Below are 25,398 nucleotides of genomic sequence, written 5' to 3'. Positions count from 1 at the left end.
AGAGTAAAAATAATTGCCGATTCTAGCAGAGACTAGCATGACAAAAGGTTGGCGTTACGTGCCATCTGGCGTTAATTTGCACCAATCTACCACAAGGTACAGTAAACGGCAGTGCTGGTGCCTTGAAATCCACAATTTCATCATTATTTAGGGGCGGGATGAATCATGAATAAAGACAAACCGGTTGCCACGACTTTCACCAAAAATGATGTAGAAATTATTGCACGGGAAAAACTGTACAGTGGTTTTTTTTCGCTCGATTTGTACCGCTTTCGCCATCGCCTTTTCAACGGGGAAATGAGCAACGAAGTACGGCGTGAAATTTTTGAGCGCGGTCACGCGGCAGTGTTGCTACCCTATGACCCTGTGCGCGATGAAATCGTACTGATCGAGCAAATCCGTATCGCCGCGTATGATACCAGCGAGACGCCCTGGCTGCTGGAACTGGTGGCGGGCATTATCGAAGAGGGTGAAACCGTTGAGGACGTCGCGCGCCGTGAAGCGGTAGAAGAGGCGGGCCTTGAGGTTGGCCGCGTGAAGAAATTTATGAGCTACCTGGCAAGTCCGGGGGGCACCAGCGAGCGGTTATCGCTGTTGGTTGGTGAAGTGGATGCCACAGAGGCCAAAGGTATACATGGTCTGGTGGACGAAAACGAAGATATTCGTGTTCATGTGGTGAGCCGGGAACAGGCTTACCAGTGGGTAGAAGAGGGGAAAATCGACAACGCAGCGTCTGTCATCGCCCTGCAATGGCTGCAGCTGCATTATGAAGCATTGAGAAAAGAGTGGATAAAATGAAGCGTTACACACCTGACTTCCCTGAGATGATGCGCCTGTGCGAAACCAACTTCGCGCAGTTGCGACGCCTGTTGCCCCGTACCGACGCACCCGGCGAAACAGTGAGCTATCAGGTGGCAAATGCGCAATACCGGTTAACCATTACCGAGTCCACCCGCTACACTACGCTGGTGGAAATCGAACAGACAGTTCCGGCGATAAGCTACTGGAGCCTGCCGTCGCTGACGGTACGTCTGTATCATGATGCGATGGTCGCTGAAGTGTGTTCAAGCCAGCAGATTTTTCGCTTCAAGGCACGTTATGATTACCCAAACAAAAAGTTGCACCAACGCGACGAAAAGCATCAAATTAATCAGTTTTTAGCCGACTGGCTGCGATACTGTTTAGCACATGGAGCAATGGCGATTCCGGTTTGTTAGCGTCGTGAAACCTAAGGACACCATTTGGAAAGCCTGTTAAATCTGGGGCTGGCTGGTGAGGCCAACATCAGGATCTTACAAATAACCGATACTCACCTGTTTGCTGAGAAGCATGAAACGCTGTTAGGCGTGAACACCTGGGAGAGCTATCGGGCGGTGCTGGACGCCATCCGCGCGCAACAGCGCGACTGCGATCTTATTGTCGCGACGGGCGATCTGTCACAGGATCACACGGCTGCGGCCTATCAGCATTTTGCTGACGGCATCGCAAGCTTTGATGCGCCCTGCGTATGGCTGCCGGGAAACCATGATTTCCAGCCCGCCATGTACAGCACGCTTCAGGATGCCGGTATTTCGCCATCAAAACGCGTTTTTGCGGGCGAACACTGGCAAATTTTGCTGCTCGACAGCCAGGTGTTCGGCGTGCCGCACGGTGAACTGAGCGAGTTTCAGCTCGACTGGCTGGAGCGTAAGCTGGCGGATGCGCCGGATCGCCATACGCTGCTGTTGCTGCACCATCATCCGCTGCCGGCGGGCTGCGGCTGGCTGGATCAGCACAGTCTGCGCAATGCGCAGGAGCTGGACAACGTGCTGGTGCGCTTCCCAAAGGTGAAATATCTGTTATGCGGCCATATTCATCAGGAGCAGGATCTGGACTGGAACGGTCGCCGTCTGCTTGCCACGCCGTCAACCTGCGTGCAGTTCAAACCGCACTGTTCTAATTTTACGCTGGATACCGCCGCTCCCGGCTGGCGCTGGCTGGAACTGCGCGCCGACGGCACGCTGCATACGGAAGTGTGCCGCCTGCAAAGCACGCAGTTTCGTCCGGATACCGCTTCAGAAGGTTACTGATGTCTACGCTTCTTTATTTGCATGGCTTTAACAGTTCGCCGCGTTCGGCGAAGGCCACCCAGATGCAACAGTGGCTTGCCGGGCATCATCCGCACATCAATATGGTGGTGCCGCAACTGCCGCCCTATCCTGGCGAGGCCGCTGAACTGCTGGAATCGCTGGTGCTCAGACACGGCGGCGAGCCGCTCGGTATCGTCGGCTCGTCTTTAGGCGGCTATTACGCCACCTGGCTGTCACAATGTTTTATGCTGCCTGCCGTCGTGGTGAACCCGGCGGTACGGCCCTTTGAATTACTGCGGGATTTTCTGGGGCAGAACGAGAACCCCTACACCGGTCAGCAATATGTGCTAGAGTCACGCCATATTTACGATCTTAAAGTCATGCAGATTGACCCGCTGGAAGCGTCGGATTTACTCTGGCTGCTACAGCAAACGGGCGATGAAGTGCTGGATTACCGCCAGGCCGTCGCGTATTACGCGTCATGCCGCCAGACAGTTATCGAAGGCGGAAACCATGCCTTTGTGGGCTTTGACGATCATTTCACACAGATTATCGATTTCCTCGGACTGCATTAAGTCTGTCGGGAAACGATGCGATCACTATCTACGAACAAACCATGACGCAATCCTATAACGCTGATGCCATTGAGGTACTGACCGGGCTTGAGCCGGTTCGCCGCCGTCCGGGGATGTATACCGACACCACCCGCCCAAACCATCTGGGCCAGGAAGTTATTGATAACAGCGTGGATGAGGCGCTGGCAGGTCACGCGAAGCGCGTGGATGTCATTCTGCATGCCGATCAGTCGCTGGAAGTTATCGATGATGGCCGCGGCATGCCGGTGGATATTCACCCGGAAGAGGGCGTTCCGGCGGTGGAGTTGATCCTCTGCCGTCTGCACGCGGGCGGTAAATTCTCCAACAAAAACTATCAGTTCTCCGGCGGCCTGCACGGCGTGGGGATCTCCGTCGTTAACGCCCTGTCCCGACGCGTGGAAGTGAACGTGCGTCGCGATGGCAAAATCTACAACATCGCTTTTGAAAACGGCGAGAAGGTTAAAGAGCTGGATGTGATCGGCACCTGCGCGAAACGCAACACCGGTACCAGCGTCCACTTCTGGCCGGATGAAAGCTTCTTCGACAGCCCGCGTTTCTCGGTCTCCCGTCTGACGCACGTGCTGAAAGCCAAGGCAGTGCTCTGCCCTGGCGTGGAAATCACCTTTAAAGATGAAGTGAACGGCAGCGAACAGCGCTGGTGTTATGCCGACGGGCTGAACGACTATCTGGGCGAGGCGGTAAACGGCCTGCCCACGCTACCGGAAAAACCCTTTGTCGGCAGCTTTGCCGGTGACGTAGAAGCGGTGGACTGGGCGCTGCTGTGGCTGCCGGAAGGCGGCGAGCTGCTGACGGAAAGCTACGTCAACCTGATCCCTACCATGCAAGGCGGTACGCACGTTAACGGTCTGCGTCAGGGGCTGCTGGACGCGATGCGTGAATTCTGCGAATACCGCAATATTCTGCCGCGCGGCGTGAAGCTGTCGGCGGAAGATATCTGGGATCGCTGCGCTTACGTGCTGTCGGTCAAGATGCAGGATCCGCAGTTCGCCGGGCAGACCAAAGAGCGCCTCTCTTCACGTCAGTGCGCGGCCTTCGTATCCGGCGTGGTGAAAGATGCCTTTACCCTCTGGCTGAACCAGAACGTCCAGTCAGCTGAAATGCTGGCGGAAATGGCGATTTCCAGCGCCCAGCGCCGTATGCGCGCCGCCAAGAAAGTGGTGCGTAAAAAGCTGACCAGCGGCCCCGCACTGCCCGGCAAGCTGGCGGACTGTACCGCGCAGGATCTGAACCGTACCGAACTCTTCCTCGTGGAAGGGGACTCGGCGGGCGGCTCGGCGAAACAGGCGCGCGATCGTGAATATCAGGCGATCATGCCGCTTAAGGGTAAAATCCTTAACACCTGGGAAGTCTCCTCCGATGAAGTGCTGGCGTCCCAGGAAGTGCACGACATTTCGGTGGCCATCGGTATCGATCCGGACAGCGAAGATTTAACCCAGCTGCGCTACGGCAAGATCTGTATCCTCGCGGATGCGGATTCCGATGGCCTGCACATCGCCACGCTGCTGTGCGCGCTTTTCGTGAAGCACTTCCGCACGCTGGTGAAGCACGGGCACGTCTATGTGGCGCTGCCGCCGCTGTATCGTATCGATCTCGGTAAAGAGGTGTACTACGCGCTGACCGAAGAGGAAAAAGCCGGTGTGCTGGAACAGCTGAAGCGCAAGAAGGGCAAACCGAACGTCCAGCGCTTTAAAGGCCTCGGCGAAATGAACCCGATGCAGCTGCGCGAAACCACGCTTGATCCCAACACGCGCCGTCTGGTGCAGCTGACCATCAGCGATGAAGACGATCAGCGCACGACGGCGATGATGGATATGCTGCTGGCGAAAAAGCGTTCCGAAGATCGCCGTAACTGGTTGCAGGAAAAAGGCGACCTCGCCGAGCTTGACGGCTAATCAGCAAATAACAGCGGGGCGAATTATCGCCCCGCTTTTTTTTATGCTTTCGCCAGCCTGAGCTTTATCATCAGATTGCGGGTCTCGTTAATAATATTCTTCTTTAAGCGCAGGAAAGGAAAAACGAACCACAGCCACAGCACATATTTTTTATGGTCCTGCGAACTTAACTTCACCACCGGCGTTTTCAGTCGCGCATACTGACTCTTCTTTATTTGTTTTAACGCCGTTTTATCGACGCTGGTATAAACAAATCCGCACTCCTGATAATTCTCGATATGATAAAACCCCGCGCAGGCGTTTATTCTGGCGATGGCGATTGAAAAGGGAACAGGGCCGGTGGTACGCAGCACGCCCATTCGCCCGATGCCATACACCCAGGGTTTGTAAGACCTTATGCGTGACACCACTTCATCGATCACCCCTTTGATCCACGGCGAACGCGCGCAGACCGTGATGTTCCACTGCTGATACTCACCGTTTTCCAGAAAAGAGAGCTCCTCGTGACGACCTGTCTGTTTCCGACGCCCGCAGGCCGTGCTTTGCCAGCTGCACAGCAATAGCTGACAGTCGTCAGGGATAACCTCATCCAGCGGTCGCGAGCAGGCGCTTTTGATATCCAGATAGACCCCGCCTTCCACGTACAGCATCAGATAACGAAAAAAATCCGCCCGTGCCGCGCCGTATTCAGGGTTGATCATAAGCCAGGTATTCAGCATCTCTTCGCCATAGTGCTGGCGAATAAAATCCTTAATGATGCTGGTGTCATAAAAGTGATAGGTCCAGTGCGGATTATTCTGTTTTAATTTTTCAATAGAAGTAACGATGCTCTCCGGTAATGCATACCAGCCTTTTGTGTATATTTGATGAATTTTTTTTGGCACCTTGTTCATAGGCATCCTTCGAAACAGAAAAGTCCGGATCCTGCTATCAAAAAGAAATAAGAAAACGTATCAGCGCTTATTCAGACCATCGTCCTCGGTGAGGAGTTCCGTCTTTCAGCTATTCAGAATGTATATAAAAGTAAAATATACCGGGAAGGAATAAACGATAAGAAAAAGCTTATTTGCCGGAGGCTTTCTCTGCGGATTTACCTGAAGGCGAATGATTTTTCCGGTACTGCAACGGGGTTTCACCGATACCCTTCCGGAAGGCGCTGATAAAGTAAGTGACATCGGAAAATCCGACCACTGCCGCCACCTCGCTGACGCTCAGCGGGCTGTGCAAAAGCGCTTCACAGGCTTTGCGCAGGCGGATGGTATTCAGATACTGATGCAGATGCTCCCCCGTCTCCACATGAAAGCGGCGGGAGAGATAGCTGCGCGATTTCCCCAGCTCCTGCGCCAGGGTGTCGAGGCTGAATTTCTGTCGGTAGTTCTCCTCCAGCCAGAACATCACCTGCGTCGCCAGGCTCTGCCGGTTATCCGACGGCGCGGCGTTATCGTCCGGCAGCATAGTGAACAACGTCAGCAGCAGGCAGGCGACCTGCTCCGCATTCAGCGGGGCGGTGGCGGCAAGACGGGCATACAGACTGAACAGATTATCAATATGGGCATGCTGGGCAGAAGCATCCACCACCAGCGCCGGGCCGCCGCGCGTCGACAGCTTTTGCAGGCGCTGCTGGTTTTGCGGGAAATCCCGCAGGATCTTGAGCACTGCATGCTGATCGACATGAATGATAGTGCGGCGATAACAGTCCTGCGCCTGCTCGTCGACCATCACCTTATGCAGCGTGAAGGGCGGGAAAATAAACAGCCGCCCCGGTCGCATGGTGTACTGCCGGTTATCGACGATGGCGATGCCGTAGCCCTCCTCGACGTACAGCACTTCCAGACATTGATGCCAGTGATGGTAACGCACCGTATTGGCAAACAAGCGGCTGAACGACACTATGGCATCGTTAAGGGTAATTAACTCCAGACGATCCGACGGCCACCTTTCGGACATGGTGCAATAATTCTCAACTTTTACCGGTCAAAAAGCATTTATAAACCCTTTTTTTAAATTTTTTCAACAGCCAGTTCAAAAGAGTTCTGCGGGTGTGACAAAGGTAACATTTCTGGCTGTCGCCCATTCACTATGCTTGTGCCACTTGATTGTGAGAGGCAGAACCATGCTGACGGCGACTACAGAAACCTCAAATACATTGTCTTCCCGCGCGGAGGTGGTTGATGCATTAATGACCATGCTCAGCGCGCTGGATCGGCAGTTTCCCGCAGGAAGCTCAGGCTTTCCATTAGGGGATACCTGCGCCCATTACAGCGCTGATATTGCCATGATGGAGGGATTGTCACGCGCGCTGTGGGGCATTTTTCCGCTGATGGCGGGGGGCGAACCCGTGCCGTACAGCGATAAATATCTCACGGCGATTAAACAGGGCACCGATCCGCAGAGCGCCGGATACTGGGGCGACACCGGGCCTTACGATCAGCGGCTGGTGGAGATGGCGGCCTACGGTCTGGGACTTTCGTTATTGCAGGATAAACTGCTGGAAAGTTTCACCGCCCGCGAGCGGGAAAACCTGCACCGCTGGCTGAACCAGATCACCGACGCGCAAATGCCGGACAGCAACTGGAACTATTTCGCCATCATGGTGCAGCTGGGATTCAAACGCGCCGGCCTGCCCTGGGATCGCGCCGCCATTGAGCACCGTTTTGGGCTGATGGAAGCCTATTATCTGGGCGACGGCTGGTACTCTGACGGCCCGGGCCGCCCGAAAGATTATTACATCTCGATGGCGTTTCACTTTTACGGCCTGATCTACGCCACCCTTAACGCTGAGGACGATCCCGACCGCGCGCAGATCCTGCGTGACCGGGCGGCAAAATTTGCGCAGGATTTTATTTATATGTCGGCAGCCGGGGGCGAGTCCGTGCCCTTTGGCCGCAGCCTGACCTACCGTTTCGCAATGGTGGCATTCTGGAGCGGCGTGGCGTTTGCCGGGCTGGACGTGTTCTCGCCGGGCGTGGTGAAAGGCATTATCCTGCGCCATCTGCGCTGGTGGCTGAAACAGCCGATTTTTGACCGCGACGGCATTCTGACCCTCGGTTTTGCGTATCCCAACCTCGCTTTCTGCGAAGACTATAACTCACCGGGATCGCCGTACTGGGCGCTGAAAGTCTTCCTCATCCTTGCGCTGCCCGCGGAGCATCCGTTCTGGCTGGCGGAAGAGCAGCCGTTGCCCGCGCTGGACAATAAACGTGTCATTCCCCATGCGCAGCAGATCCTCGTGCACAGCGAGAATTCACAGCATGTGTACATGCTCACCTCCGGGCAACTGGAGCTGAACAATTATGTGAATACCGAAGCCAAATACACCAAATTCGCCTACTCCAGCCGCTTTGGTTTCACCATTGAACGCGGGCGCTACGGCATTAAGCACGCCGCCTGCGATTCCATGCTGCTGCTCTCGGAAGGGGATAACTACTGGCGTGGCCGCCGCGAGTGCGACGAGGTGGTGGTGCGAGACGATCATATTTTTTCGCGCTGGTCACCCTGGCATAACGTGCAGATCGCCAGCTGGCTTATCCCCTGCGGCGACTGGCATGTGCGCATTCACCATATCAACACCGCACGCCATTTAAACAGTACCGAAGGGGGCTTCGCGGTGATGAAGGCGGATCCACAACTGCTGGCTGACGGCTGCTTGTTACAGGCCCGTAATGGCACCAGCGCCATCCTGTCTTTATCCGCCGGTGCGTCACGCCAGGCGGACTGCATTATTACGCCGCCGAACAGTAGCGTGATGTTCGCCGAATGTGCCGCTATACCGGTGCTGACGGGCGAGCTGGCACCGGGTGAACACTGGCTGTGTTGCGCGGTTCGCGCAGGCGCGCATCAGGAGGAATTTACCCGCGCCGTTCCGGACGTACAGCGTGATGCCAGCGCCCTTGTGGTGCGTCATCCGCTATCGGGAAACCCAATTACCATCAAAGTATAAATACCGGGCGTCAGCCCGGAATAACACTCAACCTCTGTATCTGCATGCTTTCGTCGAGGATAGTATGGCTAAAATATTAACCACCAACCGGTCTGAATATTACAAGATCAGTAGCTTTATCTTTCTTTATTTCTTTACCTGGTCGGCCAGTATTGGTCTGCTGGCCATCTGGCTCGGACAAAAAGCGAATTTAAGCGGCACCGTTATTGGTACTGTGTTCGCGGTAAACGGCATATTTTCGGTGATCTTAAAACCGATTTACGGCTACATTCTCGATAAAATCGGCATGAGTAAATATCTGCTCTATTTTGTCGTGGCGATGTCGGCATTAATGGCGCCGTTCTTTATTTATGTTTACCAGCCGCTGTTAATGTCCAACACCATGCTGGGCATTATTGTCGGGGCGATCTATTTAAGCTTTGCCTGGTATGCCGGCGTGGCGGCCTGCGAGTCCTATACCGATCGCTACAGCCGCCTGAACGGTATGGAGTTCGGCCAGATCCGCATGTGGGGATCGCTGGGCTGGGCGGTGGCGTCATCTTTCTCCGGCCTGCTGTTTAACCTCTCGCCCGCGTATAACTTTATGCTCGGCAGCGTGGCTTCCATCGTGATGCTGGTGGTGCTGTTCAGCCTGAAAGTGGATACCCGCACGGCACACGCCAGCGAAGTGCTGACCAAAGAAAAAATCGCCCCGTCCGATGTGTATGCGCTGCTGAAAAGCGGCAAATTCTGGGCCTTCTGCCTGTATGTGGCGGGCGTGGCCTGGATGATGTTTATCGCCGAGCAGCAGTTCTCCCGTTATTTCGTCACCTTCTTTGATGATGTGCACCAGGGCAACGCCATCTTTGGTTATCTGGGGACCGTGCAGTCCGGCATGGAATTCATCATGTATATGGTGATCCCGCTGTTTGTGAATTATGTCGGCGCGAAGAAAGGCTTATTGATCGTCGGGTTGCTGGTGGGCGCACGGCTGATTATTTCCGGCGTCTGCGACTCGCATCTGCTTATTTCCGTGCTTAAACCGCTTTATGGCCTGGAAATCTGTCTGCTGCTGGTGTCGGTATTTAAATATATCGCCGAGCATTTCGATAAACGCGTTAACGCCACTATGTATCTGCTGGGTTATCAGGCGATGCTGTATGTCGGAAATGTGGTGGTGTCGTCTCCGGCCGGGCTGATGTACGACCGTATCGGCTTCGAGCAGACCTATATCATCATGGGTTCCATTGCCCTGTTCTTTACCCTTGTGTCTGCTTTCACGCTGTCCGCCTGCCAGAGCAAAATGCGCCCGAACGCGCCGCTGGATGTGGCCGGAAATAACGCCTCACGTTAATCCCTGAAGCGGGATGATGTTATCCCGCGGTAGTCAGTCAAAAGGAACCGAAATATGTTAAATAATATCGTTGAAGAACCGTTACGTGCATTCCCGGAGACGCTGGATCGCCATGCGTTTAGCGACGAGATGGCTTCCGCCCGTAACCATGTTCTGACGCTGATCCGCCGTCATTTAACCGAGTTCGGTGATAAATTTCCCGCAGAAGCGGCGGTGGACGGGCGCTATCCGCTGACGGAAAACGTTGAATGGACCACCAGTTTCTGGACCGGGCAGCTGTGGCTGGCATGGGAAATGAGCGGCGACGCGGTTTTCCGTGAGCTGGCGGAAAAGCACGTCCGCTCGTTCGGCGCGCGTATTGCCGGTCGCCACGATACCAATACCCACGATCTCGGCTTTCTCTACACGCTCTCCTGCGTGGCGGCATGGCGGCTGACGGGTAACCGCGATGCGCGCGGTTTCTCGCTGCTGGCGGCGGAGGCGCTGCTGGAGCGTTTTCACGTCCGGGCGAAAATTATTCAGGCGTGGGGCGATCTGAAAGATCCGGCACAGGCCGGGCGCATGATCATCGACTGCACTATGAACCTGCCGCTGCTCTACTGGGCGACGGAGCAGACCGGCGATCCGCGTTTTGCCGACGCCGCGAAAGCGCACGTTCAGCAGTCGGCGACTTACCTGATCCGCCCGGATGCCTCCACCTACCACACCTACTATATGGATGTGGAAACCGGCGCGCCGCGCTACGGCAACACCCAGCAGGGCTATGCCGATGATTCGTGCTGGTCGCGCGGTCAGGCGTGGGGGATTTACGGTTTCCTGCTCAGCTATATCTATACCGGCGATCGCGACATGATCGCGCTTTCCAAACGGCTGGCGAACTATTTCCTCAACCGTCTGCCGGAAGATTATGTCTGTCACTGGGATCTGGCGCTGCTTGGCACCGATGCGCTGCGGGATTCGTCGTCTGCGGCCATTGCCGTGTGCGGATTGCTGGAACTGGTGAAGCACCTGCCGGTGACCGATCCGGATCGCGCACGCTATCAGCAGTGGGCGGAAGGGATCATGTCATCGCTGACGAAGCATTATCTGGCGGGCAGCGACGAGGCGTGCAACGGTCTGCTGAAACACTCCGTCTATCATCTTGCCAGCAATAAAGGTGTGGATGAGTGCAGCAGCTGGGGAGATTATTTCTACGTGGAAGCGTTGATGCGCGTGACGCAAAGCTGGAAGCTATACTGGTAATTAGCCTTATACCCTCTCCCGACGGGAGAGGGTGACGGGGTATTACACGCCCTGCTCAAGAATGCGAATATGGGTTTCCAGCACGTCGCCTTTCACCGCCTCGCTCCACGCCTTCATGTGCGGAGTTTGCAGATGCGCTTCAAGGTGTGCGACGGTTTCCCACAGTTCCACCATCATAATGGAATCCGGGTTGGTGCTCTGGAAGCTCACGCCAGCAGCGTGATCCACCATCGGCGCATAGCCGTGGCAGCCTTCTTCTTTCAGTACGGTCGGGATAATCTTCGCGAATTCGTCGAGCACCGCCTGGCGATGGTGTTGGCCCGGGCGGGTACGAATCTCAGCAATCACTGTTAACATGGTTTAACTCCTTCTAAATTCCATCTCACAGTTAAGCAAAAATTTCCGCAAGATGCTTGCGATATTCTGCAATATAGCGCGGCACGTCCGGCATTTTGATCACGTCGTTGGTGATAAAGGTCGGCAGCGGATCGAGGCCCAGGAACTGATTCGCTTTGTGGAACGGCAGGTAAACGCCGTCAACGCCAACGCCATGGAAGAACTGCTCTTTATCGGTGAAGGCTTCCAGCGGCGCGTTCCAGGTCAGCGACAGCATATAAGTTTTACCCTGCAACAGACCGCCGGAACCGTATTTCTTCGCGCCGTCAGAGCGGGTACGGCCATCGCTGGCGTACAGGGAACCGTGGCCTTCAGTGAACACATCGTCCATATATTTTTTCACCGTCCAGGGCGCGCCCATCCACCAGCCTGGCATCTGCCAGATGATGGTGTCGGCCCACAGGAAGTTCTGCACTTCGGCTTTGATGTCGTAATCGCTGTCGGCACGCACGACGCGGACATCATGTCCGGCGTCACGCAGAAAACCCTGCGCGACCTCGGTCAGGGTGTCATTCAGCTGGCCTTTGGAGTGGGCGAACTCTTTCGCGCCGTTAACAATCAAAACGTTGCTCATTATTTATCCTCGAATAATTGCGTTTGACGACAATCTTACCCGTAACGACGGGACGGTAAAATGAGCAAAATGTGCAAAGTCTTTTGCTGCTGGCGCAATAATCCTTACCAGCTGATGTCGACGGCGAAGCCAGTTGGCGTCACCTGCCGGAAATGCACTGTCATCTGATGCAGCGCCGCGATGCGCCGTACAATGGACAACCCCAGCCCGCTGCCGGTTTCTTCCTGACCTGGCGGGCGATAAAAACGCTCGCCGATACGCGCCAGCGCCTGCGCGCTGACGCCGGGGCCGTTATCCCGCACGCAAAAACCGCGCGCCTTCAGCACCACATCCACCCGGGATCCCGGCGGGCAGTAGCGGATGGCGTTCTCCAGCAGATTGCGCACCAGCAGTTGCAGCAACAGTTGATGCCCGCAAAAGGTGACGTTGTCGGCGCGCGTCTCCAGCCGCAGATCGATGCCCGCCCGCTGCGCGCCAGACCACGCTTCCATAATGGCGCTTTGCAGCAGATCCGCCATCGGGATCGGCTCCGGCTCCTCCAGCCCGTTCAGCGAGTCAAGGCGCGAGAGGGTAAGCAATTGCTCCACCAGCCGTGACGCGCGGTCGATCCCCTGACGCAGATTGGTCAGCGCATGATCCAGCGACGCCGGATCATCCTGCGAAAGCTGCGCCACGTCGGTCTGCACCTTCAGCGCCGCCAGCGGACTGCGTAATTCGTGGGCGGCGTCAGAGGTAAAGCGGCGTTCACGGGACATGAATTCATGAATACGCGTGAACAGCTGGTTCAGCTCGTCCACCATCGGGCGCACTTCCTGCGGCGTGCCGTCTACCGGCAGCGGCGTGGTGGCGTCCGGCTTACGCTGATGCAGTAGCCGGGCGATGCGCCGCAGCGGCGACAGCTCGCGGCTGACCAGCCACACCAGAAACAGCATCATCACCGGTAGCGCCACCAGCCAGGGCGTCAGCTGCGACATGACGATTTCCAGCGCCAGATCCTCGCGGTACTCTTTTTCCTGCCCGACGGCGATGCGCCGTTCGCCGTCTTCGGTGGTCAGCCACAGCACGCGCCAGTCGTCGCCATCCACACGCGTATCCTGAAAACCGTCCTGCCGGTAGTCGTAATCCAGTTCGGTACCGTTATCGCCGTCGTTCAGCAGTCGCTTGCCGTCGCGGGAGAAAATAGCAAACGCCAGCACATCGTCATCCAGTCTGCCGTGATGATGGCGCACCAGCTTTTTACTTTCCGGCAGCGTCTGCGCCGGGCGCATATCGGCGGGATCAAGCACGCTCAGGCGTTTTGCCAGCAGCATTTGCTGGGTATCAAACAGCTTATCCAGCGAATGCCGCGTTTCATGCCAGGCCGCCAGGCTGGCACAGCCCCAGGCGACTATCGCCAGCACAATAAATCCGGTGATGAGCCTTAAGCGCAGGCTGTGGGTCAGGGCCTTAATCATGCGTCTCCCAGTGAATAGCCGATACCGTGCACGGTGCGAATAAAATGGCTGCCCAGCTTGCGGCGCAGATGATGAATATGCACATCCAGCGCATTGCGGGAGACGTCATCGTCCCAGTTATAAAGTTTTTCTTCGATAAGCGAGCGGGGCAGAACGCGCCCCGGATTGCGCATAAACAGCGCCAGCAGGGCGAACTCTTTCGGCTGCAACACCAGCGGTTCGCCCGCCAGCGTGGCGGTGAGCTTAAGCGGATCGAGCGTCACCTCGCCGTGGGATAACGTGGCTTCCACGCCGCCATGATGCCGACGGGTTAAGGCTTCAAGACGGGCGGCAACTTCAATGAGCGCAAAGGGTTTGCAGAGATAATCGTCTGCCCCCAGCCGCAACCCTTCCACCCGCTGCTCCAGCGCATCCCGGGCGGTAAGGATCAGCACCGGATGCTGATGTCCGGCGCGTCGCCACGCTTTAAGGATGTCGAGTCCGTCCATGCCCGGCAGGCTGAGATCGAGCACCACGGCGTCGTAGGGCGCCTGATCCAGCGCCTGCATACCCTGCCTGCCATCGGTAAACCAGTCAGGCGTCATCCCCAGTTTGCTCAGACCCGCTTTCAGCCCGTCGCCAATCAGCCTGTCATCCTCAATCAGCAATATGCGCATACCGTCTCCCCCATGGTTCCTGCTGGCAGTTAATACCCGCTGGCTGCGGGCTTGTACAGGGAAAATCGCCGGTAAGTTAACCCTTCCGGCATTATCGACATAAAAAGCAGAAAAAATGTTGGCTGTTAAGAACCCGCTAAGATCTGCGGTGTTAACTGATGCTTAAGGTTACCCATCCACAAGGAGAAGACGTGATGAAAAAGACCGCAGCACTGTTAACTGTCCTGATGTTTGCTTCTGCTCCCGCACTGGCGATGCACACCGGCCTGACGGAGCATGAAACGGGTGAAGCGCGCCATACGGGGCAGGGAAATACCGCCACCGGGAATATCGGCCATGACGGACATGGTCACTGGGGAGATAACACCACGGCACCGAAACCGCAGCCGAATGCTTCAACCCGGACGCAGCCACAAAGTAACAACAGTTAATTTTTCAGCCAGGCCTGGGTTTGCAGGCCTGTTATAGTTATTTACTGTTAGCCATCCTCAAGGGAGAATCATCATGAAAAACATCGCTATGCTTTTTACCGTGCTGGCCCTGGCCTCTGCTCCGGCGCTCGCCGCCACCCAGGGCGGTTTTCAGGCCTCTGATACCGCAACCCAAACGCAAAACGGCGGCGGCTTTACTGGCCCGTCGGGCACCAAAACCACGGCCGAAAAAGCGAAATCCCTGTCCGATGACGCCTGGGTTACGCTGACGGGTAAAATTGAACAGCGTACCGGCGGCGACAACTATTTGTTCCGTGATGAATCAGGCACCATTGATGTGGAAATTGATGATAAACGCTGGAATGGCCAGACCGTCACCCCGCAGGATACCGTTGAAATTCAGGGGAAAGTCGATAAAGACTGGAACTCCGCTGAAATCGAGGTGAAGAAAATCACCAAAACCAGTAAGTAACTGGCATCGGGCCGGGAAACCGGCCTGCTTTTCATCCCTCATCATCGCCTTTCGATCTCCCCCGACAAAAACCGCCCGGTGCGCTAAAGTTATCGCGCAGCACAATGACTCATTGCCTTATATAAGGTAGTATCTGCGGCATTATCGCCGCCGGAAAGGCGGGCGCACACGTTGAGGAACATCGATTAATGAGCGATATGGCAGAGCGCCTTGCGCTGCATGAATTCACGGAAAACGCCTACTTAAACTATTCCATGTACGTCATCATGGATCGGGCGCTGCCGTTTATTGGTGATGGCCTGAAACCTGTTCAGCGCCGCATCGTGTATGCGATGTCAGAGCTCGGTCTTAACAACAGCGCCAAGTTCAAAAAATCGGCCCGTACCGTAGGTGACGTGCTGGGTAAATATCACCCGCACGGCGACAGCGCCTGCTACGAAGCCATGGTGCTGATGGCGCAGCCGTTCTCTTACCGCTATCCGCTGGTGGACGGTCAGGGCAACTGGGGCGCGCCGGACGATCCGAAATCCTTCGCCGCCATGCGTTATACCGAATCCCGTCTCTCCAAATACGCCGAGCTGCTGCTGGGCGAGCTGGGGCAGGGCACGGTGGAATGGCAGCCGAACTTCGACGGCACCCTGCAGGAGCCGAAAATGCTGCCTGCCCGTCTGCCGAATATTCTGCTGAACGGCACCACCGGCATCGCGGTCGGTATGGCGACGGACATCCCGCCTCATAACCTGCGTGAAGTGGCGAAAGCGGCGATCGCGCTTATCGAACAGCCGAAAACCACGCTGGATGAGCTGCTGGATATTGTGCAGGGGCCGGATTATCCGACCGAAGCGGAAATCATCACCTCGCGGGCGGAAATCCGCAAAATCTACCAGAACGGGCGCGGCTCGGTGCGTATGCGTGCGGTCTGGACCAAAGAAGACGGCGCCGTGGTGATCACCGCGCTGCCGCACCAGGTCTCCGGCGCGCGCGTGCTGGAGCAGATCGCCGCCCAGATGCGCAATAAAAAGCTGCCGATGGTCGACGACCTGCGCGATGAATCCGATCACGAAAACCCGACGCGTCTGGTGGTTGTGCCGCGTTCGAACCGCGTGGATATGGATCAGGTGATGAACCACCTGTTCGCCACCACCGATCTGGAAAAAAGTTACCGCATCAACCTGAACATGATCGGGCTGGATGGCCGCCCGTCGGTGAAAAACCTGCTGGAGATCCTCTCCGAGTGGCTGGTCTTCCGACGCGACACCGTGCGTCGCCGTCTGAATCACCGTCTGGAGAAAGTGCTCAAGCGCCTGCATATCCTTGAAGGTTTGCTGGTGGCGTTCCTCAACATTGATGCAGTGATTGAGATCATCCGTACTGAGGACGAACCGAAGCCAGCGCTGATGTCGAAGTTTGGTATCAGCGAAACCCAGGCCGAGGCGATCCTTGAGCTGAAATTACGCCACCTCGCGAAGCTCGAAGAAGTAAAAATCCGTGGTGAGCAGGCCGAGCTGGAAAAAGAGCGCGACCAGCTGCAGGGCATTCTCGCCTCTGAGCGCAAAATGAGTAACCTGCTGAAGAAAGAACTGCAGGCGGATGCCGAAGCTTTTGGCGACGATCGCCGCTCGCCGCTGCATGAACGCGAAGAAGCGAAAGCGATGAGCGAGCACGACATGCTGCCGTCTGAGCCGGTGACCATTGTGCTGTCGCAGTCTGGCTGGGTGCGCAGCGCCAAAGGTCATGACATTGACGCGCAGGGCCTGAGCTACAAAGCGGGCGATGGCTGGAAAGCCTCCGTGAAAGGCAAGAGCAACCAGCCGGTGGTATTTATTGATACCACCGGACGCAGCTACGCCATCGATCCGATCACGCTGCCTTCGGCGCGTGGGCAGGGCGAGCCGCTGACCGGTAAGCTGACGCTGCCGCCGGGCGCGTCTGTGGAACATATGGTGATGGCAGGCGAAGAGCAGAAACTGCTGATGGCGTCGGACGCAGGCTACGGCTTCGTCTGCACCTTTAACGATCTCATCGCCCGTAACCGCGCCGGTAAAGCGCTGATCACGCTGCCGGAAAATGCCCGCGTCATGCCGCCGCTGGAAATTACCGACGACAGCGATATGCTGCTGGCGATCACCGCCGCCGGACGCATGCTGATGTTCCCGGTCAGCGATCTGCCGCAGTTGTCAAAAGGCAAAGGTAATAAGATCATCAGCATTCCGTCGGCCGAGGCCGCTAAAGGCGAAGACAGCCTCGCGCATCTCTATCTGCTGCCGCCGCAAAGTACGCTGACCATCCACGTTGGCAAGCGCAAAATCAAACTGCGTCCGGAAGAGTTGCAGAAGGTGCATGGCGAGCGCGGACGTCGCGGCACGCTGATGCGCGGCCTGCAACGCATCGACCGCGTGGAGATTGACTCCCCGCATCGCGCAAGCCCCGGCGACAGCGAAGAGTAATCACGGTATCACCGTCCCCCTTTTCTTACGGGGGACGTCAGTTAAAATTTCCCGAATGGCCGGATGCCCCGGGCATAAGAGGTAGCTATGCTGTTTATTATTCGCTCTATTATTATTGTTGTTTACAGCATTTTGCTGTGTATTTTTGGCTGTATATATTGTCTGTTCAGCCCACGGAATCCGAAGCACGTCGCCACTTTTGGTCATATGTTTGGCCGCCTCGCGCCTGTGCTTGGCCTGAAGGTGGAAACCCGCCTGCCGCCGAATGCCGCTGAGTTTGGCAACGCTATCTATATCTGTAACCATCAAAATAATTACGATATGGTCACCGCGTCCTGCATTGTGCAGCCGCCGACCGTGACCGTGGGTAAAAAAAGCCTTATCTGGATCCCTTTCTTCGGCCTGCTTTACTGGCTGACCGGCAACCTGTTGATCGACCGCAATAACCGCGCCAAAGCGCACGGTACTATCGCCCAGGTCGTGAAGAACATTCAGAAGCGTAATATTTCAATCTGGATGTTCCCGGAAGGCACCCGCAGCCGTGGCCGTGGTCTGCTGCCGTTTAAGACCGGTGCATTCCATGCGGCTATTGCCGCCGGTGTGCCGGTGATCCCGGTGTGCGTCTCCACCACCTCGAATAACATCAGCCTCAACCGCTGGAATAACGGTCATGTGATCGTCGAGATGATGCAACCGGTGGATACCACTAAGTTTGGTAAAGATCAGGTTCGTGAGCTGGCAGTACACTGCCGGGCATTAATGGAAAATAAAATCGCCGCGCTTGACCAGGAAGTTGCCGTGCGCAATGCCGCCGATAAGCGTTAATTTTCCCTCGTATTAAAAGTCAGTTTTACATGGAGCAGATATGTCACTCAGTCGGCGTCAGTTTATTCAGGCATCCGGGGTTGCGCTTTGTGCCGGAGCGGTGCCGCTGAGGGCAAACGCTGCCGGGCAGCAACTGCCGTTGCCCATTCCCCCCTTGCTGGAATCACGCCGCGGCCAGCCGCTGTTTCTGACGCTTCAGCGCACGCACTGGTCCTTTACCCAGGGCACCCGCGCCCAGGTGTGGGGGATTAACGGCCGCTATCTGGGGCCGACGATCCGCGTCTGGAGCGGCGACGACGTGAAGCTGATCTACAGCAACCGCATGACGGAAAACGTCGCCATGACGGTGAGCGGCTTACAGGTGCCCGGCCCGCTGATGGGCGGCCCGGCGCGCATGATGTCACCCAATGCCGACTGGGCGCCGGTGCTGCCGGTGCGCCAGAATGCCGCCACGCTGTGGTATCACGCCAACACCCCTAACCGCACCGCCGAACAGGTCTATAACGGGCTGGCGGGAATGTGGCTGGTGGAGGATGAGATCAGCAAATCCCTGCCGATCCCGAATCATTATGGGGTGGACGACATCCCGGTGATTATTCAGGACAAGCGGCTGGATAACTTTGGCACGCCGGAATACAGCGAGCCGGGCAGCGGCGGCTTTGTGGGCGATACGCTGCTGGCGAACGGCGTGCAGGGGCCGTATGTCGAGGTTTCCCGCGGCTGGGTGCGTCTGCGTCTGCTGAACGCGTCTAACGCGCGCCGTTATCAGTTACAGCTGAGCGACGGTCGCCCGCTGCACGTTATTTCCGGCGACCAGGGCTTTCTGCCTGCGCCGGTGTCGGTGAAGCAGCTGTCGCTGGCGCCGGGCGAGCGCCGGGAGATCCTCGTGGATATGACCAATGGCGATGAAGTGTCGATAACCTGCGGAGAAGCGGCGAGCATTGTCGATCGTATTCGCGGCTTCTTCGAGCCATCGAGCATTCTGATCTCCACCCTGGTGCTGACGCTGCGCCCGACCGGGCTGTTGCCGCTGGTGACCGACAGTCTGCCGATGCGTCTGCTGCCGAGCGAACTGCTGACCGGCACGCCGGTGCGCAGCCGTGATATCAGCCTCGGCGACGATCCGGGTATCAACGGCCAGCTGTGGGATATTCAGCGTCTGGATATTACCGCCCAGCAGGGCACCTGGGAGCGCTGGACGGTGCGCGCCGACACGCCGCAGGCGTTCCATATTGAAGGTGTCAGCTTCCAGATCCGCAACGTCAACGGCGCCATTCCCTTCCCGGAAGATCGCGGCATGAAAGATACCGTGTGGGTGGATGGTCAGGTAGAGCTGCTGGTGTACTTCGGGCAGCCGTCCTGGCCGCATTTCCCGTTCCAGTATTACAGCCAGACGCTGGAGATGGCGGATCGCGGATCTATCGGGCAACTGCTGGTGAATCCCGCCCCCTGATTTTTTTCCCCTCACCCTAACCCTCTCCCCAGGGAGAGGGGTAAAGCACGGATGATTTTTAAACAATAAGCCTTCATTCTCTGCGGTATTACAGCGTATAATCCCCGCCCTTCGAATTTGATAACTTTTCCCCGGAAGCATTATGAGCGCTATTTCCCTGATCCAGCCGGATCGCGACCTCTTTTCGTGGCCGCAATACTGGGCGGCCTGCTTTGGCCCCGCACCTTTTTTGCCAATGTCACGGGAGGAGATGGATCAGCTTGGCTGGGACAGCTGCGACATCATTCTGGTTACCGGGGATGCCTATGTCGATCATCCGAGCTTCGGCATGGCGATCTGCGGACGTATGCTGGAAGCGCAGGGCTTCCGCGTGGGGATCATCGCCCAGCCGGACTGGAGCAGCAAAGAGGATTTCATGCGTCTGGGCAAGCCGAATCTGTTCTTCGGCGTCACCGCGGGCAACATGGACTCAATGATTAACCGCTATACCGCCGACCGTAAACTGCGCCACGACGACGCCTATACGCCGGATAACGTGGCGGGTAAACGCCCCGACCGCGCGACGCTCGTTTATACCCAGCGCTGTAAAGAAGCCTGGAAAGACGTGCCGGTGATCCTGGGGGGTATCGAAGCCAGCCTGCGCCGTACCGCGCACTATGATTACTGGTCTGATACCGTGCGCCGCTCAGTGCTGGTGGATTCGAAAGCCGACATGCTGATCTTCGGCAACGGTGAGCGCCCGCTGGTGGAAGTGGCGCACCGCCTGGCGCAGGGCGAACCGGTTGGCAGTATCCGTGACGTGCGTAACACGGCGATCATGGTGAAAGAAGCGCTGCCGGGCTGGAGCGGGGTGGATTCCCGCATCATTGACCGGCCAGGCAAAATTGATCCGATCCCGCACCCCTATGGTGAAGATCTGCCGTGCGCCGATAACCAACCTGTTGAACCCAAAAAAGCCGAGGCAAAAGCTGTCGTTGTGCAGCCGCCGCGCCCGAAACCCTGGGAAAAAACCTACGTGCTGCTGCCGTCCTTCGAGAAGGTAAAGGCCGATAAAGTGCTTTACGCCCATGCGTCGCGCATTCTGCACCACGAAACTAACCCAGGCTGCGCCCGCGCGCTGATGCAAAAACACGGCGAGCGTTATATCTGGATCAACCCGCCCGCCATTCCGCTTTCTACCGAAGAGATGGACAGCGTCTTTGCGCTGCCGTACCAGCGTATTCCGCATCCGGCTTACGGCACTGCCCGTATCCCGGCCTATGAGATGATCCGCTTCTCCATCAACATCATGCGCGGCTGCTTTGGCGGTTGTTCGTTCTGCTCCATTACCGAACACGAAGGGCGCATTATTCAGAGTCGCTCTGAAGATTCCATCGTGAACGAGATCGAGGCGATCCGCGACACGGTGCCAGGTTTTACCGGCGTGATCTCCGATCTCGGCGGCCCGACCGCCAACATGTATATGCTGCGCTGCAAGTCACCGCGCGCCGAGCAGACCTGCCGCCGTCTGTCGTGCGTCTATCCTGACATTTGCCAGCATATGGATACCAATCATGAGCCGACGATCAATCTCTATCGCCGCGCCCGGGATCTGAAAGGCATCAAGAAGATCCTGATTGCCTCCGGTGTGCGTTATGACATCGCCGTGGAAGATCCGCGCTACATTAAAGAGCTGGCGACGCATCACGTCGGCGGCTACCTGAAAATTGCCCCGGAGCATACCGAAGAAGGGCCGTTGTCGAAGATGATGAAGCCGGGCATGGGGAGCTATGACCGCTTTAAAGCGCTGTTCGACACCTATTCGAAACAGGCTGGCAAAGAGCAGTATCTGATCCCGTACTTTATCTCCGCGCATCCGGGCACGCGTGATGAAGATATGGTGAACCTGGCGCTGTGGCTGAAGCAGCGGCGCTTCCGCCTCGATCAGGTACAGAACTTCTATCCGTCGCCGCTCGCCAACTCCACCACCATGTATTACACCGGCAAAAACCCGCTGGGTAAAATTGGCTACAAGAGTGAAGACGTGGTGATCCCGAAAGGGGATAAGCAGCGCCGTCTGCATAAAGCGCTGCTGCGCTATCACGACCCGAAAAACTGGCCGCTGATCCGTCAGGCGCTGGAAGAGATGGGGAAAAAACATCTGATTGGCGGACGCCGCGACTGCCTGGTGCCATCGCCGACCATTGAAGAGATGCGCGAAGCGAAGCGCCAGAACCGGCATACTCGCCCGGCATTGACCAAACATACGCCGGTGGCGCATCAGCGTCAGACGCCGGTCAGCGCCAGAAAACGCAGTAAGGTTGCCGGGGGATAAATTTGTTGCCCGGTGGCGCTTCGCTTACCGGGCCGTAGGCCGGATAAGACGCGTGCGTCGCCATCCGGCGCCGGATTACCCGCCGAACTGATCCGGATCCGGGCCAAGGCGTTTGCCCTGATCCAGTTTGGCGATTTCACCCAGTTCGTCTTTATCAAGACGGAAATCCCATACATCAAAGTTTTCCGCGATGCGCGCAGGCGTAACGGATTTCGGGATCACCACCAGACCCTGATCCAGATGCCAGCGGATCACGATTTGCGCCGGGGTCTTGCTGTATTTATCGGCCAGCGAGCGGATCACTTTCTGATCGAACACGCCATCGCCGCCCTGCGCCAGCGGGCTCCAGGATTCGGTCTGGATCTTATGGGTGGCGTTCCAGGCGTGAAGCTGGCGCTGTTGCAGCAACGGGTGCAGCTCGATCTGGTTGATCACCGGCGTCACGCCCGTTTCGTCGATCACTCTTTGCAGATGAGGGATCTGGAAGTTACACACGCCGATGCTTTTCACCAGCCCTTGTTCCTGCAAAGCGATCATCCCTTTCCAGGCTTCCACATAGTGATCGATAGCCGGTACCGGCCAGTGCATCAGGTAGAGATCAACATGATCCAGCTGCAGTTTATCCAGACTTTCCTGCAATGCTTCCTGCGGGCGTTTTTGATCGTCATTCCACAGTTTCGTGGTGATGAACAGATCCTCACGCGGGATGCCAGCGCTCTGAAGCGCCTTGCCGACGCCTTCTTCGTTCTTATACGCGGCAGCGGTATCAATGGAGCGATAACCCACTTCCAGCGCTTTATGAATGGCGGAGATCACTTCCTCATTGCCCGCTTTCCACACGCCGAGACCCAGTTGCGGCATGATGTTGCCGTCCTGAAGCTTGATAACGGTTGGATTTGCCATGCATTCCTCCTTTTATGAAATCCACCAGGCATACGCCTGGTGAAGTGGTGTGCCTTAAGTCTGGACGAAAAGCCCAAAAACGAAAGGCGCAGAAGAAAAAACCTTTAGCGAGCCGCTTCGTAGATACGACGGCTGACATCCAGAGTTATATCCTGATGTTCGCCTAAATTCGTCATACCGTGCTCTTCCAGTTTCGCCAGCAGGGCAGGGATGGTGCTGCCGTCCAGACCGTAGCCGGACAGGCGCGTCGGCACGCCCATTTGCTCGAAGAAATCGCGGGTGGCCGCGATAGCCGCATCGATACGCTCGTCGTCAGAACCTTCAGTGATGTTCCACACGCGCTCGGCGTACTGCAACAGCTTGCCGCGTTTGGCGTCGCGTTTCTCATTCCACAGCGCAGGCAGCACCACCGCCAGCGTCTGGGCGTGATCCAGACCGTGCATCGCCGTCAGTTCGTGGCCGAGCATATGCGTCGCCCAGTCCTGCGGCACGCCCGCTCCAATCAGGCCGTTCAGCGCCTGGGTCGCTGCCCACATCACGTTTGCGCGTACGTTATAGTTCTCCGGATCGGTCAGCGCTTTCGGGCCGTCTTCAATCAGGGTCAGCAGAATGCCTTCTGCAAAACGGTCCTGAATTTTGGCGTCTACCGGGTAAGTGACGTACTGCTCAACGGTGTGCACAAAGGCGTCCACCACGCCGTTCGCCACCTGGCGCGGCGGCAGGGTGTAGGTGTAAACCGGATCCAGCACCGCGAAGACCGGCTGCACGAACGGCGAATGGAACGCCTGTTTATCGCCGGTGGCTTTACGGGAGATCACCGCGCCTTTGTTGGATTCAGAACCGGTGGCGGGCAGCGTCAGCACGGAACCCATCGGGATGGCGCTTTTGATTTCGCTGCCAGAGGTTTGCAGGATCTGCCACGGATCGATACCTTCCGGATAGTGGGCCGCCGCGGCGATAAATTTGGTGCCGTCCAGCACCGATCCGCCGCCGACCGCCAGCAGGAAGGTCACGTTTTCGTTACGCGCAATCTCAACGGCTTTCATCAGGGTTTCATAAGACGGGTTCGGCTCGATGCCGCCAAACTCCAGCACGTCGAGACCATTGAGGGCGCTGTAAACCTGATCCAGTACGCCGGTTTTTTTGACGCTGCCGCCGCCGTAAGTGATCAGCACGCGTGCGCCTGCCGGGATTTGATCGCGCAGATCGGCAATGGCGTTTTTACCAAACAGAATGCGGGTGGGGGTATGCAGATTAAAGTTATTCATTGCTCGTGCCCTTATGTGGGTTAAAAAACCGCTGACCATGGATGGCCTGATGCGTTTCATTGTGGCCATCGGGGCTGTTCCTCTCAATGCACATTCCTGCCGATGTCTTGCCCATTTCTCCATGTCGCTGGAGAATATGCACAGAAATACGCACACTGTATTCGTCAAAAAAACCATCCGGAGTGGCGTGAAATGAACCGCGAAGAAATATGTCTGCACCTGACAGAACAGGTTAAGCGACTGAAAATTCATGAGAACAGGCTGAGCGAGCTGTTGCCGGATATCCGCCTGCTGTACGGCACGCAGCCGGGCACGCGCACGCCGGTGATGTACCAGCCGGGCATAGTGATCCTCTTTTCCGGGCATAAAACGGGCTATATCAACGACCGTGTATTTCATTATGACGCCAACGAATATCTGCTGCTTACCGTGCCACTGCCGTTCGAGTGTGAAACCTTCGCCACCCCGGAAGTGCCGCTGGCGGGGATCCGCGTCAATGTGGATATTCTTCAGCTTCAGGAACTGCTGATGGATATCGGCGAGGACGAGCATTTCCGGCCAGCGCTGGCGGCAAGCGGCATTAACTCCGCCACGCTGTCCGATGAAATTCTCTGCGCGGTGGAGCGCCTGCTTGACGTGATGGAGCGCCCGCTGGATGCGCGTATCCTCGGCAGGCAAATCGTGCGGGAAATTCTCTATCATGTGCTGACCGGCCCGCGCGGCGGCGCGCTGCTGGCGCTGGTAAGCCGTCAGACACACTTCAGCCTGATCAGCCGCGTATTAAAACGCATCGAAAGCCAGTACACGGAAAACCTGAGCGTTGACCAGCTGGCGGCCGAAGCCAACATGAGCGTCTCGGCGTTCCATCACAATTTTAAAGCCGTCACCAGCACCTCGCCGTTGCAGTATCTGAAAAGCTACCGTCTGCACCGGGCGCGCATGTTGATGATCCACGACGGTATGAAAGCCAGCGCGGCGGCCATGCGGGTGGGATATGAAAGCGCCTCGCAGTTCAGCCGCGAGTTTAAACGCTATTTTGGCGTGACGCCGGGAGAGGATGCGGCCAGGATCAGGATGATGCAGGGGACGTAACAACCCCCTCACCGCGAGGT

The 25,398-nt window shown here is 56.9% G+C and carries 23 protein-coding genes; 15 read left to right on the top strand and 8 right to left on the bottom strand.

The annotated features are described in order from the left end of the window. Positions 1-165 precede the first annotated feature (165 nt). Genes nudF through parE form a run of 5 tightly spaced genes read left to right on the top strand, consistent with a single transcriptional unit; the run spans position 166 to position 4,578 of the window. A complete protein-coding gene (gene nudF / locus ACQUTD_RS01890) occupies positions 166-798 on the top strand; it encodes an ADP-ribose diphosphatase (RefSeq protein ID WP_072569741.1) in 633 nt (210 codons plus the stop codon). Continuing rightward, positions 795-1,217: a DUF1249 family protein gene (locus ACQUTD_RS01885; protein ID WP_072569742.1), complete on the top strand. Its 423-nt coding sequence runs from the start codon at positions 795-797 to the stop codon at positions 1,215-1,217. Before nudF ends, ACQUTD_RS01885 begins: the two co-directional genes overlap by 4 nt. A 24-nt stretch (positions 1,218-1,241) precedes the next feature. Next, positions 1,242-2,069, top strand: a complete 828-nt coding sequence (gene cpdA, locus ACQUTD_RS01880) for a 3',5'-cyclic-AMP phosphodiesterase (protein ID WP_072569743.1) — start codon at positions 1,242-1,244, stop codon at positions 2,067-2,069. Beyond that, positions 2,069-2,644, top strand: coding sequence for an esterase YqiA (gene yqiA, locus ACQUTD_RS01875; RefSeq protein ID WP_072569744.1), 576 nt, complete (start codon positions 2,069-2,071; stop codon positions 2,642-2,644). Before cpdA ends, yqiA begins: the two co-directional genes overlap by 1 nt. 41 nt (positions 2,645-2,685) lie before the next feature. Beyond that, positions 2,686-4,578: a DNA topoisomerase IV subunit B gene (gene parE, locus ACQUTD_RS01870; RefSeq protein WP_072569745.1), complete on the top strand. Its 1,893-nt coding sequence runs from the start codon at positions 2,686-2,688 to the stop codon at positions 4,576-4,578. Between the two features lie 41 nt (positions 4,579-4,619). Here the strand turns inward: parE and ACQUTD_RS01865 are convergent, their stop codons facing one another. Together ACQUTD_RS01865 and ACQUTD_RS01860 are read right to left on the bottom strand one after the other, a co-directional pair. Further along, entirely contained in the window at positions 4,620-5,471 is an 852-nt protein-coding gene (locus tag ACQUTD_RS01865) for a glycosyltransferase (protein ID WP_473274576.1), read from the bottom strand. Positions 5,472-5,640: 169 nt separating this feature from the next. Further along, a complete protein-coding gene (locus ACQUTD_RS01860) occupies positions 5,641-6,525 on the bottom strand; it encodes a helix-turn-helix transcriptional regulator (RefSeq protein WP_072569747.1) in 885 nt (294 codons plus the stop codon). 166 nt (positions 6,526-6,691) lie between these two features. Between ACQUTD_RS01860 and ACQUTD_RS01855 the strand changes: the two genes are divergently transcribed. From ACQUTD_RS01855 to ACQUTD_RS01845, 3 genes are all read left to right on the top strand, one after another. Beyond that, complete coding sequence (locus ACQUTD_RS01855) at positions 6,692-8,518, top strand: DUF2264 domain-containing protein (protein ID WP_473274578.1); 1,827 nt, start codon at positions 6,692-6,694, stop codon at positions 8,516-8,518. Between the two features lie 64 nt (positions 8,519-8,582). Then, positions 8,583-9,851: an oligosaccharide MFS transporter gene (locus ACQUTD_RS01850; protein WP_318363466.1), complete on the top strand. Its 1,269-nt coding sequence runs from the start codon at positions 8,583-8,585 to the stop codon at positions 9,849-9,851. A 54-nt stretch (positions 9,852-9,905) separates the two neighbouring features. Further along, the gene (locus tag ACQUTD_RS01845; protein WP_318363467.1) at positions 9,906-11,093 is read left to right on the top strand and encodes a glycoside hydrolase family 88 protein; all 1,188 of its coding nucleotides are present in this window, start codon (positions 9,906-9,908) and stop codon (positions 11,091-11,093) included. A 42-nt stretch (positions 11,094-11,135) separates the two neighbouring features. Here ACQUTD_RS01845 and ACQUTD_RS01840 read toward each other — a convergent pair whose 3' ends face one another. The 4 genes from ACQUTD_RS01840 to qseB form a co-directional block, all read right to left on the bottom strand. Beyond that, positions 11,136-11,450, bottom strand: a complete 315-nt coding sequence (locus ACQUTD_RS01840) for a putative quinol monooxygenase (RefSeq protein ID WP_072569751.1) — start codon at positions 11,448-11,450, stop codon at positions 11,136-11,138. 31 nt (positions 11,451-11,481) lie between these two features. Then, positions 11,482-12,063, bottom strand: a complete 582-nt coding sequence (locus tag ACQUTD_RS01835) for an NAD(P)H-dependent oxidoreductase (RefSeq protein ID WP_473274581.1) — start codon at positions 12,061-12,063, stop codon at positions 11,482-11,484. Between the two features lie 104 nt (positions 12,064-12,167). Then, on the bottom strand, positions 12,168-13,517 hold the full coding sequence (gene qseC / locus ACQUTD_RS01830; protein ID WP_473274583.1) for a quorum sensing histidine kinase QseC: 1,350 nt from the start codon (positions 13,515-13,517) through the stop codon (positions 12,168-12,170). Continuing rightward, positions 13,514-14,173 (bottom strand): quorum sensing response regulator transcription factor QseB, encoded by a 660-nt coding sequence (gene qseB, locus ACQUTD_RS01825; protein WP_473274585.1) that lies wholly within the window; start codon positions 14,171-14,173, stop codon positions 13,514-13,516. Before qseB ends, qseC begins: the two co-directional genes overlap by 4 nt. 194 nt (positions 14,174-14,367) lie before the next feature. On the opposite strand from qseB, the gene ACQUTD_RS01820 reads away from it, so the two are divergent. The 6 genes from ACQUTD_RS01820 (at position 14,368) to ACQUTD_RS01795 (ending at position 22,115) form a co-directional block, all read left to right on the top strand. Then, on the top strand, positions 14,368-14,604 hold the full coding sequence (locus ACQUTD_RS01820) for a hypothetical protein (RefSeq protein WP_072569755.1): 237 nt from the start codon (positions 14,368-14,370) through the stop codon (positions 14,602-14,604). A gap of 73 nt (positions 14,605-14,677) precedes the next feature. Further along, positions 14,678-15,076: a YgiW/YdeI family stress tolerance OB fold protein gene (locus tag ACQUTD_RS01815; RefSeq protein WP_072569756.1), complete on the top strand. Its 399-nt coding sequence runs from the start codon at positions 14,678-14,680 to the stop codon at positions 15,074-15,076. Positions 15,077-15,264: 188 nt separating this feature from the next. Further along, entirely contained in the window at positions 15,265-17,523 is a 2,259-nt protein-coding gene (gene parC, locus ACQUTD_RS01810) for a DNA topoisomerase IV subunit A (RefSeq protein WP_473274588.1), read from the top strand. A gap of 87 nt (positions 17,524-17,610) precedes the next feature. Then, a complete protein-coding gene (locus tag ACQUTD_RS01805) occupies positions 17,611-18,348 on the top strand; it encodes a 1-acylglycerol-3-phosphate O-acyltransferase (RefSeq protein ID WP_072569758.1) in 738 nt (245 codons plus the stop codon). Between the two features lie 40 nt (positions 18,349-18,388). After that, positions 18,389-19,801 carry a cell division protein FtsP gene (ftsP, locus tag ACQUTD_RS01800; RefSeq protein WP_072569759.1) on the top strand — a complete coding sequence of 471 codons (1,413 nt, stop codon included), beginning with the start codon at positions 18,389-18,391 and terminating at the stop codon, positions 19,799-19,801. Between the two features lie 142 nt (positions 19,802-19,943). Then, positions 19,944-22,115 (top strand): YgiQ family radical SAM protein, encoded by a 2,172-nt coding sequence (locus ACQUTD_RS01795; RefSeq protein ID WP_473274590.1) that lies wholly within the window; start codon positions 19,944-19,946, stop codon positions 22,113-22,115. 75 nt (positions 22,116-22,190) lie between these two features. On the opposite strand, the gene dkgA is transcribed toward ACQUTD_RS01795, so the two are convergent. Both dkgA and yqhD read right to left on the bottom strand, forming a co-directional pair. Then, positions 22,191-23,018 carry a 2,5-didehydrogluconate reductase DkgA gene (dkgA, locus tag ACQUTD_RS01790; protein WP_473274592.1) on the bottom strand — a complete coding sequence of 276 codons (828 nt, stop codon included), beginning with the start codon at positions 23,016-23,018 and terminating at the stop codon, positions 22,191-22,193. A gap of 104 nt (positions 23,019-23,122) precedes the next feature. Further along, positions 23,123-24,286 carry an alcohol dehydrogenase gene (gene yqhD, locus ACQUTD_RS01785; RefSeq protein WP_473274593.1) on the bottom strand — a complete coding sequence of 388 codons (1,164 nt, stop codon included), beginning with the start codon at positions 24,284-24,286 and terminating at the stop codon, positions 23,123-23,125. Between the two features lie 192 nt (positions 24,287-24,478). Between yqhD and ACQUTD_RS01780 the strand changes: the two genes are divergently transcribed. After that, positions 24,479-25,378: an AraC family transcriptional regulator N-terminal domain-containing protein gene (locus tag ACQUTD_RS01780; RefSeq protein WP_473274594.1), complete on the top strand. Its 900-nt coding sequence runs from the start codon at positions 24,479-24,481 to the stop codon at positions 25,376-25,378. Positions 25,379-25,398: the final 20 nt, after the last annotated feature.

It is taken from the genome of Enterobacter sp. K510, assembly GCF_055804875.1.
The sequence above is the reverse complement of the archived record's forward strand: the minus strand, read 5'-3'. Positions and strand labels throughout refer to the sequence as shown.

What these genes read in the sequence shown, in the direction of transcription:
- ACQUTD_RS01845 (WP_318363467.1), top strand. Translation starts at nt 9,906, where the DNA reads ATGTTAAATAATATCGTTGAAGAACCGTTACGTGCATTCCCGGAGACG.
- yqhD (WP_473274593.1), bottom strand. Translation starts at nt 24,286, where the DNA reads ATGAATAACTTTAATCTGCATACCCCCACCCGCATTCTGTTTGGTAAA.
- parE (WP_072569745.1), top strand. Translation starts at nt 2,686, where the DNA reads ATGACGCAATCCTATAACGCTGATGCCATTGAGGTACTGACCGGGCTT.
- qseB (WP_473274585.1), bottom strand. Translation starts at nt 14,173, where the DNA reads ATGCGCATATTGCTGATTGAGGATGACAGGCTGATTGGCGACGGGCTG.
- ACQUTD_RS01850 (WP_318363466.1), top strand. Translation starts at nt 8,583, where the DNA reads ATGGCTAAAATATTAACCACCAACCGGTCTGAATATTACAAGATCAGT.
- ACQUTD_RS01860 (WP_072569747.1), bottom strand. Translation starts at nt 6,525, where the DNA reads ATGTCCGAAAGGTGGCCGTCGGATCGTCTGGAGTTAATTACCCTTAAC.
- qseC (WP_473274583.1), bottom strand. Translation starts at nt 13,517, where the DNA reads ATGATTAAGGCCCTGACCCACAGCCTGCGCTTAAGGCTCATCACCGGA.
- ftsP (WP_072569759.1), top strand. Translation starts at nt 18,389, where the DNA reads ATGTCACTCAGTCGGCGTCAGTTTATTCAGGCATCCGGGGTTGCGCTT.
- ACQUTD_RS01805 (WP_072569758.1), top strand. Translation starts at nt 17,611, where the DNA reads ATGCTGTTTATTATTCGCTCTATTATTATTGTTGTTTACAGCATTTTG.
- ACQUTD_RS01835 (WP_473274581.1), bottom strand. Translation starts at nt 12,063, where the DNA reads ATGAGCAACGTTTTGATTGTTAACGGCGCGAAAGAGTTCGCCCACTCC.
- ACQUTD_RS01865 (WP_473274576.1), bottom strand. Translation starts at nt 5,471, where the DNA reads ATGAACAAGGTGCCAAAAAAAATTCATCAAATATACACAAAAGGCTGG.
- dkgA (WP_473274592.1), bottom strand. Translation starts at nt 23,018, where the DNA reads ATGGCAAATCCAACCGTTATCAAGCTTCAGGACGGCAACATCATGCCG.
- nudF (WP_072569741.1), top strand. Translation starts at nt 166, where the DNA reads ATGAATAAAGACAAACCGGTTGCCACGACTTTCACCAAAAATGATGTA.
- ACQUTD_RS01780 (WP_473274594.1), top strand. Translation starts at nt 24,479, where the DNA reads ATGAACCGCGAAGAAATATGTCTGCACCTGACAGAACAGGTTAAGCGA.
- ACQUTD_RS01840 (WP_072569751.1), bottom strand. Translation starts at nt 11,450, where the DNA reads ATGTTAACAGTGATTGCTGAGATTCGTACCCGCCCGGGCCAACACCAT.
- yqiA (WP_072569744.1), top strand. Translation starts at nt 2,069, where the DNA reads ATGTCTACGCTTCTTTATTTGCATGGCTTTAACAGTTCGCCGCGTTCG.
- ACQUTD_RS01820 (WP_072569755.1), top strand. Translation starts at nt 14,368, where the DNA reads ATGAAAAAGACCGCAGCACTGTTAACTGTCCTGATGTTTGCTTCTGCT.
- ACQUTD_RS01815 (WP_072569756.1), top strand. Translation starts at nt 14,678, where the DNA reads ATGAAAAACATCGCTATGCTTTTTACCGTGCTGGCCCTGGCCTCTGCT.
- ACQUTD_RS01885 (WP_072569742.1), top strand. Translation starts at nt 795, where the DNA reads ATGAAGCGTTACACACCTGACTTCCCTGAGATGATGCGCCTGTGCGAA.
- ACQUTD_RS01795 (WP_473274590.1), top strand. Translation starts at nt 19,944, where the DNA reads ATGAGCGCTATTTCCCTGATCCAGCCGGATCGCGACCTCTTTTCGTGG.
- ACQUTD_RS01855 (WP_473274578.1), top strand. Translation starts at nt 6,692, where the DNA reads ATGCTGACGGCGACTACAGAAACCTCAAATACATTGTCTTCCCGCGCG.
- parC (WP_473274588.1), top strand. Translation starts at nt 15,265, where the DNA reads ATGAGCGATATGGCAGAGCGCCTTGCGCTGCATGAATTCACGGAAAAC.